The sequence below is a fragment of the Streptomyces cyaneofuscatus genome, assembly GCF_033109485.1.
GTDB lineage: Bacteria > Actinomycetota > Actinomycetes > Streptomycetales > Streptomycetaceae > Streptomyces > Streptomyces cyaneofuscatus.
Window position 1 is genome coordinate 1,939,002 of the sequence record NZ_CP137002.1, and the last position, 14,525, is coordinate 1,953,526.

A 14,525-nucleotide genomic window follows, 5' to 3' on the forward strand; every position below is an offset into this window, starting at 1 on the left:
TGCCGGGTCCATCCGCTGCCCCGGTCAATCTAGTGCGCGCGCACGGGGAGTTCAGCAACCCGCCCGAAGAGTGACCGTCCCGGACCGGCCTGTGACCTCATCGCACCAGGTCGGCAGGGAGGTACACCGCCTTCTGTCCGCGACGGACAACGACACGCGCCCATCACTCCCGATCGGAGCATGCCCGGGTGGGGCGCCCGCCCCTAGCCTGCGAGGAGAAGCGCGTCCGAAACACCCCCAGGAGCCCCTCATGACCGCAATCCCGCAGGAGCGCCGCGTCGTCACTGCCATCCCCGGCCCGAAGTCGGTCGAGCTGCAGGCTCGCCGTGTCGCCGCCGTCGCCGCAGGTGTGGGCTCCACCCTGCCGGTCTTCACCGCCCGCGCGGGCGGCGGGATCATCGAGGACGTGGACGGCAACCGGCTGATCGACTTCGGCTCCGGCATCGCCGTGACCTCGGTCGGCGCCTCCGCCGAGGCCGTCGTACGCCGCGCCTCCGCGCAGCTCGCGAACTTCACCCACACCTGTTTCATGGTCACGCCGTACGAGGGGTACGTCGAGGTCTGCGAGCAACTCGCCGAGCTGACGCCGGGCGACCACGCGAAGAAGTCCGCGCTGTTCAACTCGGGCGCCGAGGCCGTCGAGAACGCGGTGAAGATCGCCCGCGCCTACACCAAGCGCACCGCCGTCGTCGTCTTCGACCACGGCTACCACGGCCGGACCAACCTCACCATGGGCATGACGGCGAAGAACATGCCGTACAAGCAGGGCTTCGGTCCGTTCGCGCCCGAGGTCTACCGCGTCCCGGTCGCCTACGGCTACCGCTGGCCGACCGGTGCCGAGAACGCCGGTGCCGAGGCCTCGGCCCAGGCCATCGACGCGATCACCAAGCAGATCGGGGCGGAGAACGTCGCCGCGATCATCATCGAGCCGGTGCTCGGCGAGGGCGGCTTCATCGAGCCGGCCAAGGGCTTCCTCCCGGCGATCGCGCAGTTCGCCAAGGACAACGGCATCGTCTTCGTCGCGGACGAGATCCAGTCCGGCTTCTGCCGCACCGGCCAGTGGTTCGCCTGTGAGGACGAGGGCATCGTCCCGGACCTGATCACCACCGCCAAGGGCATCGCGGGCGGTCTGCCGCTCTCCGCCGTGACCGGCCGCGCCGAGATCATGGACGCCGCGCACGCCGGCGGTCTGGGCGGTACGTACGGCGGGAACCCGGTCGCCTGCGCGGGTGCGCTCGGCGCCATCGAGACGATGCGCGAGCTGGACCTCAACGGGAAGGCCAAGCGGATCGAGGAGGTCATGAAGGACCGCCTCGCGCAGATGCAGGCCAAGCTCCCCAACGGCGACATCATCGGCGACATCCGCGGCCGCGGCGCCATGATCGCCATCGAGCTGGTGAAGTCCGGCACGAAGGACCCGAACCCGGAGGCGGCCGGCGCGCTCGCCAAGGCCTGCCACGCCGAGGGCGTCATGGTCCTGACCTGCGGCACCTACGGCAACGTGCTGCGCTTCCTGCCGCCGCTGGTGATCGGTGAGGACCTGCTGAACGAGGGCCTCGACGTGATCGAGCAGGCATTCGGCACGCTCTGACCCGTCGAGGATCCATCGAGGATCCTTCGATGGCCCTTCGATGGCCCTTCGAACTCGGGAACGTACGGCGGCGGTTCCTCGACGCCGCCGTACGGCATCCGGGTGAGGGCCTGTGAAGAAGGTGTGCGGGGGCGATGGCGGGTGGCGGCTGCGGCTGTCGGCCGCCCCTTCGCTGCCGTACGGTTTCTGCAGATGAGAGAAACACATCGCCCACGGGAAACCGCGGGTGATTCCGGGTCGGGGCTTCCCCAGCACCGTCCCGGGCGTGCCTTCGTGCACGACTCCGGAGCCTCTGGCTCCGGTACTCCTCACCGATCGGACGGCCGCCCGCCCCACACCCCCCGGGGCGCGCGGCGACCCGGTCCCGCCGGCCATCCCGGAACAACCCCCCCTGTTCCCGGGTGGCCGGCCTCTCTTTCTCTCCCCGTCTCTCTCTTTCTCGGCTCCCTGCTCGCGCTGTTCGCGCTGATCACCTGGCAGGTCGCGGCCGACGGACCGCTGCTCCGGCTGGACGAACGCGTCGGCGAGAGCCTGTTCCGGCGCGGCCCGGCCGGACTGACCCAGCTCTTCTCGGATCTCGGCGGGGTGCCGGTGGCGCTCCCGGTGCTCGTCTGCGCGATCGCGTACGCGCTGTGGCGCGGTGCGCGGCGGCTGCCGGTGTACGCGGCCCTCACCATGGCGGCCGTACCCGCGCTGGTGATCCCGCTGAAGGTGGCCACCGCCCGGCAGGGTCCGCTGACCGAGGCCGTCAACTACTACCCGTCGGGCCATACGGCGACGGCGGCGGTGGCGTACGGGGCTTCGGCGCTGCTCCTCCTCGCCGTTGCCCGGCCGACGTGGCTGCGGGCATGGGTCCCGCCCGCCGCCGCTGTGCTGCTGACGGCGGCGACGGGCGTCGGTCTGGTGCTGCACGGCTACCACTGGCCGCTGGACGTGCTGGCGAGCTGGTGCCTGGGGCCGGTGCTGCTGGCGCCGCTGTGGTGGGTCAGCCGCGGGGCCCGGCTGCGGTCAGGAGAGCCGCGAGCCACTCGGTGAGCTCCGGGGTGTCATGGCCGATCGTCGCGAAGTGAATGCCGAGCGGCTCGTCGGCGCGGACGGTGCCGGGCTCGTAACGCCGGTAGTGGATGTTCCCGCGTTCGCTGTTCGTCGCGGTGAGTTCCTCGACCAGTGCGTCGGTGCCCAGGAGCGGTGCGGGGTCGGCGCGGACGCGCTCGTCGTCGGCGGCCTGGGTGATGCGGACAGGGACGGTGAGGGGGAGGTCCGGGTTCATCGCCTCCAGTTGGCGGTCGAACTTCTGCTGGTCGAGAGTGGGCTTGGCCGGGTAGCCGGGCCGGAACTGCTCGGTGCCCTTGATGCCGCCCCAGGAGTCGGGGCGGCTCAGCCCGGCGCGGGAGCGGTCCCGTACGTGGGGCCAGAGCTCCTGGAACGCACGGGGCGAGAGAACCTGTTCCGGGTCGATCGTGGGGTCGCCGCCGAGGGCGCCGGCGAGGAGGAGCGGGGTGAACGCGAAGCCGGAGTTCACCTGGTCGAGGGTGGCGCCGCCCCGCACCAGGCCCAGGAGGTGGTTGGCGGGGGCGATCGCGGCGACGCCGGTCAGCCCTTCGACCCGTCCCGGGGCATGGTGCGCCGCGAACAGGGCCGCCTGGCCGCCCTGCGAGTGCCCGACGATCGCGAACCGCTCCCCGATCTCCCCGGGGAACAGCCTGCGGGCGGCCGTCACGATGTCGAGTACCCCCATGGCCTCGGAACGGCCGCAGAGGTACGGGTGCGCTGCGGCGTACCCGTGCCGAGCGCCTCGTAATCCGTCATCGCCACGGCCCAGCCCTGGTCCAGGAAGTGGCCGAGCAGCGTGAGCGGATAGGCGTTCATGGGCGAGGCCCCCGTGTCGCCCCGGTCCCGTGAGGGCGCGCAGCGGTTGGCCACGCCCACCGTGCCGTGGGCCCAGCTGATCAGCGGGTAGCCGCCCGCGGGGACGGGGTGGGCGGCGCGGTCCGGCAGGGCGATGATGCCGGAGGTGGCGACCGGGCTGCCGTCGGCGCCCTCCGACCGGTGCAGGACCAGCCAGTTCTCCCCGCCGGGTACGGCGGCGGCCGGGTTGTCCAGGGGGCGGGCGTGGATCGGGTCGCCGGGGGCGCCGTCGGGGAGCGGTATCGGCGGGGTGTAGAACGCGTCCCCGGCCGGGGCGTCCGTCGCGAGGTATGTACTGGTGGCCACACGCTGTCCCTTCTCGGACGCGGCGGGCTGCCGTGCCCCTCCGCGTGGTCAGACCTCGCGATCACCTTAGGACGGCATGGATGATGCCCGTCGCCGCGATCCTCTTCACCCCGGCGACGGGCATCGGTCTGATGGGCTGCCTCAGCGGTACCTCAGGGGTACCTCAGCGGCCGAAGTAGGAGTTGAAGTTCCGGCTGAACTCCCAGTTGTTGAACCGGTCCCAGTTGATCGACCAGGTCATCAGGCCACGGAGATCGGTCCAGGTCCCGTGGGTCTGGTAGGAGCCGCAGTCGGTCTTCTTGATCAGGCAGTTGAGCGCCTTGTTGACCTCGGCCGGTGAGGTGTGGCCGTTGCCCGCCTGGGTGGAGGCCGGGAGGCCGATGGCGACCTGGTCGGGGCGCAGGCCCGGGAAGACGCGGCTGGTGTTGCCCGCGACCGGGAAGCCGGCGAGCAGCATGTCGGTCATCGCGATGTGGAAGTCCGCGCCGCCCATCGAGTGGTACTGGTTGTCCAGGCCCATGATCGGGCCCGAGTTGTAGTCCTGGACGTGGAGCAGGGTCAGGTCGTCGCGCAGGGCGTGGATGACCGGCAGGTAGGCGCCGGCGCGCGGGTCCTGGCCGCCCCAGGGGCCGGAGCCGTAGAACTGGTAGCCGAGCTGGACGAAGAAGGTCTCGGGCGCCATCGTCAGGACGAAGTCGGAGCCGTACTTCGCCTTGAGGGTCTTCACGGCCGAGATCAGGTTGACGATCACCGGTGAGGTCGGGGCGCGGAAGTCGGTGTCCCCGGTGTTCAGCGAGAGGGAGTGGCCCTCGAAGTCGATGTCCAGGCCGTCCAGGCCGTAGGTGTCGATGATCTTCGAGACCGAGGTGACGAAGGCGTCCCGGGCGGCGGTGGAGGCGAGCTGCACCTGGCCGTTCTGGCCGCCGATGGAGATCAGGACCTTCTTGCCCGCGGCCTGCTTGGCCTTGATGGCGGCCTTGAACTCCGCATCGGACTCGACGTTCGGGCACTCGGCGACCGGGCAGAGCGAGAAGCGGATGTCGCCGGAGGTGACGGAGGTGGGCTCACCGAAGGCGAGGTTGATGACGTCCCAGGAGTCGGGCACGTCCGCCATGCGGGTGTAGCCGGAGCCGTTGGCGAAGCTGGAGTGCAGATAGCCGACGAGCGCGCGGGCCGGGAGCTGCCCGCCGCCGCCCCCGCCGCCCGCCGTGGTGGTCGCGGTGACGGCGGCCGACTTCGCGGACTCGCCGGCCGCGTTGGTGGCGGTGACCTGGAAGCTGTACGCGGTGGAGGCGGTCAGCCCGGTCACGGTGGCGGAGGGGCCGGTGACCGAGGCCACCTTCGTACCGCCTCGGTAGACGTTGTAGCCGGTGGCGCCGGAGACGGCGTTCCAGGAGAGGGCGACCGAGGAGGAGGTGATCGCGGTGGTGCGCAGGCCCGCGGGGACTGCGGGGACGACCACCGGGTCGCCGCCGGGGCCGACGAGGGTGAGGTCGTCGACGTAGTGGGCCGGGGTGCCGTACCAGCCGTGGGTGTAGACGCTCACGGAGGTGGTGGAGGGGCCGGTGGTGAAGCTGGTGGTGAGCTGCTTCCAGGCGCCGGTGGACTGGGTCCAGGTGGAGACGTCGGTGGTGCCGGTGCCGGTGGCGCCGAGGTAGACGGGGCTGCCCTGCACCCAGGCGCTCAGCGTGTAGCGGGAGTTGGGCTTGACCGTGACAGCCTGGGAGCACTTGGCGTTGTCGTTGCCCGCCGGGGTCCCCTTCAGCGCCTTCGTACCGCCGTGCACCGGGGTGGAGACGACCGAGCCGCTGCCTGCGGTGCAGCTCCAGCCGTCGAGCCCCGCCTCGAAGGTGCCGTTGCGCGCCACGTCCACGTCCGCCGCGCTCGCCGCCGGTGCCGTGGCGACCAGGGCACCGGCAGCGAGCACTGCGGCCGTACAGGTGGCCAGAAGTCCGGAAAATCTGACGGTTGGTCCGGTGCGTTCCACAACAGCCTCCGTGCAGGGGGGAATTGGGTGTGGCGTGCGCACAACATGGTCCAGACCAATCAGGTTGTCAAGACCTCTGGCAGTGGGGCCACCCCCTGCATGGCCTCCGAGCTGCGGTCACCCTCCTTCGCGGTCGTCCTGGGCCGCGGCTCCGGCCGCCTCGTGCATCGCCAGCTCCAGCAGCGCCGCGTCCGTGAGCGTCCCCGAACCGTCCGGCGGGATCAGCCAGCGCACTCCCCCGGCCGCCCGGCCTGGATGGGGAACGACGATCCAGGTGCCGGGGCCCGCGCCCCGGATACCGGTGCCGAGCCAGCGGGACGCCGTGCCCGGCGGGACGAAGAAGCCCATACGGGACTCGCCGAAGTCGGCGAGGACCGGGCCGGGCCGGTCGATGAGGCGGGTGAGCACGTCGAGCGTCGGATAGCCGAGCTCACCGGGGAGGATCAGCACATCCCAGCGCCTGCCGGCGGGAAGAAGAGCGATCCCCTGCGGGTTGCGCTCCCATTCCCACCGGCAGGCGCTGGGGTCCGGTGCCACCGATGTGAGCCACTCGATCGCGGCTTTCGTTTCCGGTCCCGTCATGACCAGCCTCCCGTTGACGTGAACACCGGCAGGGTCCTACCGGTGGGTACACGTGCGAGAGAGCGCTCGGCCCCGACTATGACGCGGGTTGGGGCCATGAGTGGCCGTGACGTGAGTCACATTGTTGGACAGGGTGTCAGCTGTCGAAGCCGAGCCCCAGCTTGTCCATGGTCTTCAGCCAGAGATTGCGGTGCCCGCCGTTGCTGTCGGCGCGGGCGAGCGACCGCTTGGTGATCTCGATCCCGGCCCAGGCGAACGGCTCCGGCGGGAACGGCATCGGCTTCGAGCGGACCATTTCCAGCCGGGTCCGCTCGGTCTCCTCGCCGGCGAGGAGATCGAGCATCACATCGGCCCCGAAACGCGTCGAGCCGACGCCGAGACCCGTATATCCGGCGGCGTACGCGACCCGTCCCTGATGGGCCGTCCCGAAGAAAGCGGTGAAGCGGGAACAGGTGTCGATCGCGCCGCCCCAGGCGTGGGAGAAATTCAGTCCGGAAAGCTGCGGGAAACAGTCGAGGAACTGCTCCGCGAGCTTCAGGAATGTCTCGGGACGCTGGTCCAGATCGGCGCTGAGACGGCCCCCGTACGGATAGATCGCGTCGTATCCGCCCCACAGGATCCGGTTGTCCGCGGAGAGCCGGAAGTAATGGAACTGGTTGGCGCTGTCGCCGAGTCCCTGGCGTCCCTTCCAGCCGATGGATTCCAGCTGCTCGGGCGTGAGCGGTTCGGTCATCAGCGCGTAGTCGTAGACCGGCACGGTGTACGGGCGGACCCGCTTGACGAGCGACGGGAAGATGTTGGTGCCGAGCGCGACCCGGCGGGCGAACACGCGACCGTACGGTGTACGCACCGCCATCCCGGAGCCGGAGCGCACGAGGTCGAGGCCCCGGGTGTGCTCGTAGATCCGTACGCCCAGCTCCAGGCAGGCCCGCTTCAGGCCCCAGGCGAGCTTGGCCGGGTGCAGCATCGCGACGCCGTCCCGGTCCCAGAGGCCGCCGAGGAAGGTGGGCGAGTCGACCTCGGCGCGCAAGGCGTCGCGGTCCAGGAAGTCGACACCCGTGATGCCGAGCTTCACCAGCTCCTCGTGCCATTCCCGCAGCTCTTCGAGCTGGTGGGGCTCGGTGGCGACGTCGATCTCACCGGTTCGCTCGAACTCGCAGTCGATTCCGTAGCGGGCGACGGCGGCCTCGATGGCGTCGAGGTTCCGCTCCCCCAGCTCCTCCAGCTTCGCGATCTCGTCCGGCCACCGCTCGACGCCGTTGGCCAGGCCGTGGGTGAGGGAGGCGGCGCAGAAGCCGCCGTTGCGGCCCGAGGCGGCCCAGCCCACCTCGTGCCCCTCGATGAGGACGACGTCCCGGCCGGGGTCGCGCTCCTTGGCGATGAGCGCGGTCCACAGTCCGCTGTAGCCGCCGCCGATGACCAGGAGGTCGGCGTGCTCGTCGCCGGTGAGGGCGGGGAGCGCATCGGGTTTGGCCGGGTCGTCCAGCCAGTAGGAGACCGGCTTGGCGCCGGAGAGTGATTGGGCAGCGATACTCATGGCAGCTGGGGCCATGGTTTCCAACTCCTTCAGGACTTTCAGGATCGAGCGTTGCTCTTTCGGCGGCTGGCGATGAACTGGCCGACGAGGACCATCGTTACCGCAATGATGAACATGGCGGTGCCGATGACGTTGATCTGCACGGGCGTGCCGCGCTGGGCCGATCCCCAGACGAACATGGGGAAGGTGACGGTGGAGCCCGCGTTGAAATTCGTGATGATGAAATCATCGAACGAGAGCGCGAAGGCGAGCAGGGCTCCCGCCGCGATTCCCGGGGCGGCGATGGGAAGGGTCACTCGTACGAAAGTCTGCACGGGTCCCGCGTAAAGGTCGCGGGCGGCTTCCTCCAGTCTCGGGTCCATCGACATGACGCGCGCCTTGACGGCCGTCACCACGAAGCTGAGGCAGAACATGATGTGCGCGATCAGCACGGTCCAGAAGCCGAGCTGGGCGCCCATGTTCAGGAAGAGCGTGAGCAGCGACGCGGCCATGACGACCTCGGGCATCGCCATCGGCAGGAAGATCAGCGAGCTGATCGCGCCGCGCGCCCGGAAGCGGTAGCGGACCAGCGCGAAGGCGACCGCCGTACCGAGCGCGGTGGCCCCGAGCGTCGCCCAGAAGGCGATCTGGAGCGAGAGGGAAAGGGATCCGCAGAGGTCGGCGACGCCGCAGGGGTCCTTCCAGGCGTCCAGCGAGAACCGCTGCCACGCGTAGTTGAAGCGCCCGTTGGGCTTGTTGAACGAGAACACCATCACGACGATGTTCGGCAGGATCATGTACGCGAGGGTCAGCAGACCCGCGATGACGATCAGGTTCCGGCGTATCCAGCGCAGTACGGGCATCAGACCAGGTCCTCCGTCCCGGAGCGGCGGATGTAGAAGGTGACCGTCAGCAGGACGATCGCCATGAGGATGAACGAGAGCGCGGCGGCCGTCGGATAGTCCAGGACCCGCAGGAACTGGCTCTGGATGACGCTGCCGACCATCTTGGTGTCGGTGGATCCGAGCAGCTCGGCGTTGACGTAGTCACCGCTGGCCGGGATGAAGGTCAGCAGGGTGCCGGAGACGACGCCGGGCATGGAGAGCGGGAACGTCACCTTGCGGAAGGTGGTGGCGGGCGTGGCGTAGAGGTCGCCCGCCGCCTCGTGCAGCCGGCCGTCGATCCGCTCCAGCGAGGTGTAGAGCGGCAGGATCATGAACGGCAGGAAGTTGTACGTCAGACCGCAGACGACGGCCATCGGGGTGGCGAGGACCCGGTTGGACTCGGTCCAGCCGAGCCAGCTGGTGACGTCCAGGACGTGCAGCGTGTTGAGCACGTCCACGACCGCGCCGCCGTCGGCGAGGATCGTCTTCCACGCCAGCGTACGGATGAGGAAGCTGGTGAAGAACGGGGCGATGACCAGCACCAGCACCAGGTTCCGCCAGCGGCCCGCCTTGAAGGCGATGAGGTAGGCGAGCGGGTAGCCGAGCAGCAGGCAGAGGATCGTGGCGGTGCCCGCGTACAGCAGGGACCGGATGAACTGCGGGTAGTAGTCGCGCAGCGCGTCCACGTACGTCTGGAAGTGCCAGGTGACCTCGAAGCCCTGCTCCAGGGAGCCGGTCTGTACGGAGGTGGAGGCCTGGTAGACCAGCGGCAGCGCGAAGAAGACGAGCAGCCACAGGATGCCGGGGAGCAGCAGCCAGTACGGGATGAGCCGTTTACGGGTGGAGGGCTTGCGGAGCGTGAGCTTCCGGGGCTCCTCGGGCTGTGCGGGGGGCGCGGGCGGCGCTTCGGTGAGGCTCACTCCGCGTCCTCCACGCTGGTGGCGCCCGCGTCGATGTCCTGGGCGGCGTCGAGGCCGAAGGTGTGGGCCGGGTTCCAGTGCAGGACGACCTCGGCGCCGGGGACGAGTCGCGTGTCCCTCTCGATGTTCTGCTCGTAGACCTGGAGGGCGGTCCCGGCCGGGCTCTCGACGACGTACTGCGTCGAGACGCCGATGAAGCTGGAGTCGGTGATGCGGCCGGTGACGCGGTTACGGCCTGCGGCGATGTCATCGGCGTCGTCCGCGTGGGCCAGGGATATCTTCTCGGGCCGGATGCCGAGGAGGAGCCGGCCGCCGCTGGTGGTCGGCGCCGAACATCGCTCGCGGGGCAGGGTGAGCTTCCCGCCGCCCGCGGCCACCACCAGGTCCTCGCCGGTCGACACGATCTCGCCCGCGATGAGGTTGGAGGTGCCGAGGAAGTTGGCGACGAAGGTGGTGCGCGGGTTCTCGTAGAGGTCGGCGGGGGCGCCGAGCTGCTCGACACGGCCGCCGTTCATCACCGCGACGGTGTCGGCCATGGTCATGGCCTCCTCCTGGTCGTGGGTGACGTGCACGAAGGTGATGCCGACCTCGGTCTGGATCCGCTTGAGCTCCAGCTGCATCTGACGGCGCAGCTTGAGGTCGAGGGCGCCGAGGGGCTCGTCCAGCAGCAGGACCTGCGGGTGGTTGATGAGCGCGCGGGCGACGGCGACGCGCTGCTGCTGGCCACCGGAGAGCTGGTGCGGTTTGCGGCGGGCGAAGTCGCCGAGCTGGACCAGCTCCAGCATGTCGTCGACCTGCTTCTTCACCGACTTGATGCCGCGACGGCGCAGCCCGAAGGCGACGTTCTCGGTGATGTCCAGGTGCGGGAAGAGGGCGTAGCTCTGGAAGACGGTGTTGACCGGCCGCTTGTACGGGGGCAGGTCGGTGATGTCCTTGCCGCCGAGGTAGACCGTGCCGGTGGTGGCCTCCTCCAGCCCCGCGATCATCCGCAGGGTGGTGGTCTTGCCACAGCCGGAGGCGCCGAGCAGGGCGAAGAAGGAGCCCTGCGGGACGGTCAGGTCGAGCGGCTGTACGGCGGTGAAGGAGCCGTAGGTCTTGCTGATCCCGACGAGGCGGACATCGCCGCCCGCCGTCTGCTGCTGCTGTGTCATGGGTCGCGGTCCCAGTGTGTTCGGGGGAGTTCGGAGAGAGGCGGAGGCCGGTGGGGTACCGGCGGATACCGGCAGTTACCGGGTCAGGCGCCGATGAGTTTGGCGAACTTCTCTTCGTACGCCGTCTCTTCCTCCGTGCTCAGGGAGCGGAAGGAGCGGGACTTCGCCGCCATCTCCCGGTCGGGGAGGATCAGCGTGTTGGAGGCCATCGACTCGTCGATCTTGGCGAGTTCGTCGCGTACGCCGTCGACCGGGCAGACGTAGTTGATGTAGGCGGCGAGCTGGGCAGCGACCGGCGGCTCGTAGTAGTAGTCGATGAGCTTCTCGGCGTTGGTCTTGTGCCGGGCCTGCGCGGGGACCAGGAGGTTGTCGCTGGAGGTGATGTAACCGGCGGCCGGGATCGCGAACTTGATGTCCGGGTTGTCGGCCTGGAGCTGGATGATGTCCCCGGCCCAGCCGACGCAGGCCGCGATGTCGCCCTTGCTGAGGTCGGCGGTGTAGTCGTTGCCGGTGAAGCGGCGGATCTGCTTCTTGTCGACGGCCTTCTGGAGCCGGCCGATCGCCCCGTCGAAGTCGGCGTCGGTGAACTTCCCCGGGTCCTTGCCCTGGTCGAGGAGGGTCATGCCGATGGTGTCGCGCATCTCGGAGAGGAAGGAGACGCGGCCCTTGAGCTTCGGGTCGTCGAGGAGCTGGGTGACCGAGTCGACCTTCCGGCCGCCGGTCGCCTTCGCGTTGTACGCGATGACCGTGGGGATGCCGGTCCAGGGGTAGGAGTAGGCGCGGCCGGGGTCCCAGTCGGGGGTGCGGAACTGGGCGGAGACGTTGGCGAAGGCGTGCGGGAGGTTCGAGGGGTCGAGCTTCTGCGCCCAGCCGAGCCGGATGATGCGGGCGGCCAGCCAGTCGGTGACGCAGATGAGGTCGCGTCCGGTGTTCTGGCCGGCGGCGAGCTGCGGTTTGATCTTCCCGAAGAACTCGACGTTGTCGTTGATGTCCTCGGTGTACTTGACCCTGATCCCGGTGCGCTTGGTGAACGCCTCCAGGGTGGGCCGGCTCTTCTCGTCGTCGCTGACGTCCATGTACTCGGTCCAGTTGGAGAAGGTGACTTCCTTCTCCTTCTCCGAGTGGTCGTCGGCGGCGGCCGCTCCCTCGGCGCGTCCGGCGGGCGGGATGCCGCAGGCGCCGAGGGTGGCTATCCCGCCCAGCGCGAGGGCGCCCATACCGGAGGCGCGCAGCAGGGAGCGGCGGGTGAGGGCTCCCCGGCCGCTGGTCAGGGAACGCCTCATGGCCGCCAGCTGGACCGGCGAGAGGCGCTCGGGCTCGTAACTCTCCATACGCGTATGCCCTTTCGGGTGGGAGGCCGCGGGGGCCCGTCATGGACGGGCCCCGATCGTGCGGCAGCTGCTATCGGTCCCCGAAGATCGTGCGGTGCCAGTCCTTGCGGGCGACCGCGGTGTTGTCGTACATGACGTGCTTGACCTGCGTGTACTCCTCGAAGGAGTACGCCGACATGTCCTTGCCGAAGCCGCTGGCCTTGTATCCGCCGTGCGGCATCTCGGAGAGGATCGGGATGTGGTCGTTCACCCACACACAGCCCGCCTGGATCTCGCGGGTGGCGCGGTTCGCGCGGTACAGGTCGCGGGTCCAGGCGGAGGCGGCCAGTCCGTACGGGGTGTCGTTGGCGAGGGCGATGCCCTCGTCGTCGGTGTCGAAGGGGAGGACCACGAGGACCGGGCCGAAGATCTCCGACTGGACGATCTCGCTGTCCTGGGCGGCGCCCGCGACGAGGGTGGGCCGGTAGTACGCGCCGTCGGCGAGGTCCCCGCCGGGGGCCTCGCCGCCGGTGACGACCTGGGCGTAGCCGCGGGCCCGCTCGACGAAGGCGGCGACGCGGTCGCGCTGGGCGTGGCTGATGAGGGGGCCGAGGTCGGTGGTGGCAGCGAAGGGGTCGCCGAGGCGGACGGTCTCCATGAGGGCGGCGACGTCGCGGACGAAGGCGTCGTAGAGGGGGCGCTGGACGTAGGCGCGGGTGGCGGCGGTGCAGTCCTGGCCGGTGTTGATGAGCGATCCGGCGACCGCGCCGTGCACGGCGGCCTCCAGGTCGGCGTCATCGAAGACCACGAAGGGGGCCTTGCCGCCGAGCTCCAGGTGGAGCCGCTTGACGGTGGCGGTGGCGATCTCGGCGACCCGCTTGCCGACGGCGGTGGAGCCGGTGAAGGAGGTCATCACGACATCGGGGTGGCCGACGAGGTGCTCGCCAGCCTCCTTGCCCGCGCCGGTGACGATGTTGATGACGCCGTCGGGGATGCCCGCCTCGGTGGCGGCCTGGGCGAACATCAGCGAGGTCAGCGGGGTCAGCTCGGCGGGCTTGAGGACGATGGTGTTACCCGCGGCGACGGCCGGGAGGATCTTCCAGGCGGCCATCTGGAGCGGGTAGTTCCAGGGGGCGATGGAGCCGACGACACCGATCGCCTCGCGCCGTACGTACGAGGTGTGGTCACCGTCGTACTCGGCGGCGGCCTTGCCCTCCAGGTGGCGGGCGGCGCCCGCGAAGAAGGCGGCGTTGTCGACAGTGCCGGGCACGTCGAACTCGGTGGAGAGCTTGACCGGCTTGCCGCACTGGAGGGACTCGGCGTACGCGAAGTCGTCGGCCTGCTCGGCGAGGACGGCGGCGAACCGGTGCAGGACCTCCGAGCGCTCGCCGGGGGTGGCGCTCGACCAGCCGGGGAAGGCGGCCTTGGCTGCGGCGACGGCCGCGTCCACGTCGTCGGTGCCCGCCAGCTCGTACCGCAGGACGCTCTCGCCGGTCGCGGGGTTCACCACGTCGTGGTGGCGGCCGGACGTGCCGGGGAGCAGCTTGCCGCCGATGTACTGCGCACCTTCCGCGAAGCGGTCCTGAACCTGGAAGCCGTTGCTCATGACGCTCTCCTCCGCCGCTGTACCCGCTGCGCGGGGTCGGCGTAGCCTCTTCGTGAATTGAGTGCCGATCCTGACAGAGGGGTCCAGGCCCAACAAGTGATTCCGTTGTTGCCTTTTGGTTACGCGACGGAATCTGTCGACCATGTGTCGTGTCGGTGCGGAAATCCCCGTACGGAGTGTCAGTGGCGGATGCCACACTCACATGCCATGGGACCGATCGATGAGCTTGTGGCGGACGTGGCGCGGGGCAAGCGGGTGAAGTATCTGCCGTTCTGGGGCCACCGCCCGCGCCCGGACGGCCGGCTGGGGCCGAGCTGCCTGAGCCAGTGGTGGCCGTCGCCCTTCACGGTGGACGGGGTCGCTTACGCCAGCGCGGAGCACTGGATGATGGCCGGCAAGGCCCGCCTCTTCGGTGATACGGAGGCGGAGCGGGCGGCCGTGGCGGCGAACAGCCCGGCGGCGGCGAAGCAGGCGGGGCGGCTGGTGCGCGGCTTCGACGAGGACGTGTGGATACGGGAGCGGTTCGCCCTGGTCGTGGAGGGCAGCACACACAAGTTCGGGCAGAGCCCTGAGCTGGCCGGCTATCTGCTGGGCACGGGCGACCGGGTGCTGGTGGAGGCGTCCCCGCTGGACCGGATCTGGGGCATCGGGCTGGCGGCGGACGACGAGCGGGTGGAGCGGCCGCAGGAGTGGCGGGGGCTGAATCTGCTGGGGTTCGCGCTGATGGAGGCGCGGGAGCGGCTGCGGGCGGCTTAGACCGGGTC

The 14,525-nt window shown here is 69.9% G+C and carries 13 protein-coding genes; 3 read left to right on the plus strand and 10 right to left on the minus strand.

What is annotated here, in order from left to right; translation table 11 throughout:
• The first annotated feature begins 250 nt into the window (after window positions 1-250).
• Both gabT and R2B67_RS07945 read left to right on the plus strand, forming a co-directional pair.
• Window positions 251-1,591, plus strand: a complete 1,341-nt coding sequence (gene gabT / locus R2B67_RS07940; protein WP_076968459.1) for a 4-aminobutyrate--2-oxoglutarate transaminase — start codon at window positions 251-253, stop codon at window positions 1,589-1,591.
• A gap of 192 nt (window positions 1,592-1,783) precedes the next feature.
• The gene (locus tag R2B67_RS07945) at window positions 1,784-2,626 is read left to right on the plus strand and encodes a phosphatase PAP2 family protein (protein ID WP_237328191.1); all 843 of its coding nucleotides are present in this window, start codon (window positions 1,784-1,786) and stop codon (window positions 2,624-2,626) included.
• Here the strand turns inward: R2B67_RS07945 and R2B67_RS07950 are convergent.
• From R2B67_RS07950 to R2B67_RS07995, 10 genes are all read right to left on the minus strand, one after another.
• Window positions 2,577-3,329, minus strand: coding sequence for an alpha/beta fold hydrolase (locus tag R2B67_RS07950; protein WP_317817105.1), 753 nt, complete (start codon window positions 3,327-3,329; stop codon window positions 2,577-2,579). The genes R2B67_RS07945 and R2B67_RS07950 overlap by 50 nt on opposite strands.
• Entirely contained in the window at window positions 3,308-3,805 is a 498-nt protein-coding gene (locus tag R2B67_RS07955; protein WP_317817106.1) for a hypothetical protein, read from the minus strand. Before R2B67_RS07955 ends, R2B67_RS07950 begins: the two co-directional genes overlap by 22 nt.
• A gap of 163 nt (window positions 3,806-3,968) precedes the next feature.
• Window positions 3,969-5,792 carry a chitinase gene (locus tag R2B67_RS07960; RefSeq protein ID WP_317817107.1) on the minus strand — a complete coding sequence of 608 codons (1,824 nt, stop codon included), beginning with the start codon at window positions 5,790-5,792 and terminating at the stop codon, window positions 3,969-3,971.
• A 117-nt stretch (window positions 5,793-5,909) separates the two neighbouring features.
• Entirely contained in the window at window positions 5,910-6,374 is a 465-nt protein-coding gene (locus R2B67_RS07965; protein ID WP_128851337.1) for a hypothetical protein, read from the minus strand.
• Window positions 6,375-6,510: 136 nt separating this feature from the next.
• The gene (locus R2B67_RS07970) at window positions 6,511-7,926 is read right to left on the minus strand and encodes an NAD(P)/FAD-dependent oxidoreductase (RefSeq protein WP_317817108.1); all 1,416 of its coding nucleotides are present in this window, start codon (window positions 7,924-7,926) and stop codon (window positions 6,511-6,513) included.
• Between the two features lie 23 nt (window positions 7,927-7,949).
• The gene (locus R2B67_RS07975; RefSeq protein ID WP_317817109.1) at window positions 7,950-8,753 is read right to left on the minus strand and encodes an ABC transporter permease; all 804 of its coding nucleotides are present in this window, start codon (window positions 8,751-8,753) and stop codon (window positions 7,950-7,952) included.
• Window positions 8,753-9,694 (minus strand): ABC transporter permease, encoded by a 942-nt coding sequence (locus R2B67_RS07980; RefSeq protein WP_317817110.1) that lies wholly within the window; start codon window positions 9,692-9,694, stop codon window positions 8,753-8,755. Before R2B67_RS07980 ends, R2B67_RS07975 begins: the two co-directional genes overlap by 1 nt.
• Window positions 9,691-10,845, minus strand: coding sequence for an ABC transporter ATP-binding protein (locus R2B67_RS07985; RefSeq protein ID WP_109979791.1), 1,155 nt, complete (start codon window positions 10,843-10,845; stop codon window positions 9,691-9,693). The genes R2B67_RS07980 and R2B67_RS07985 overlap by 4 nt, the downstream gene beginning before the upstream one ends.
• Before the next feature lie 83 nt (window positions 10,846-10,928).
• Window positions 10,929-12,176: an ABC transporter substrate-binding protein gene (locus tag R2B67_RS07990; RefSeq protein WP_317817111.1), complete on the minus strand. Its 1,248-nt coding sequence runs from the start codon at window positions 12,174-12,176 to the stop codon at window positions 10,929-10,931.
• Between the two features lie 70 nt (window positions 12,177-12,246).
• Window positions 12,247-13,761 (minus strand): gamma-aminobutyraldehyde dehydrogenase, encoded by a 1,515-nt coding sequence (locus R2B67_RS07995; RefSeq protein ID WP_317817112.1) that lies wholly within the window; start codon window positions 13,759-13,761, stop codon window positions 12,247-12,249.
• 207 nt (window positions 13,762-13,968) lie between these two features.
• On the opposite strand from R2B67_RS07995, the gene R2B67_RS08000 reads away from it, so the two are divergent.
• Complete coding sequence (locus tag R2B67_RS08000; protein WP_317817113.1) at window positions 13,969-14,517, plus strand: riboflavin biosynthesis intermediates N-glycosidase; 549 nt, start codon at window positions 13,969-13,971, stop codon at window positions 14,515-14,517.
• Window positions 14,518-14,525: the final 8 nt, after the last annotated feature.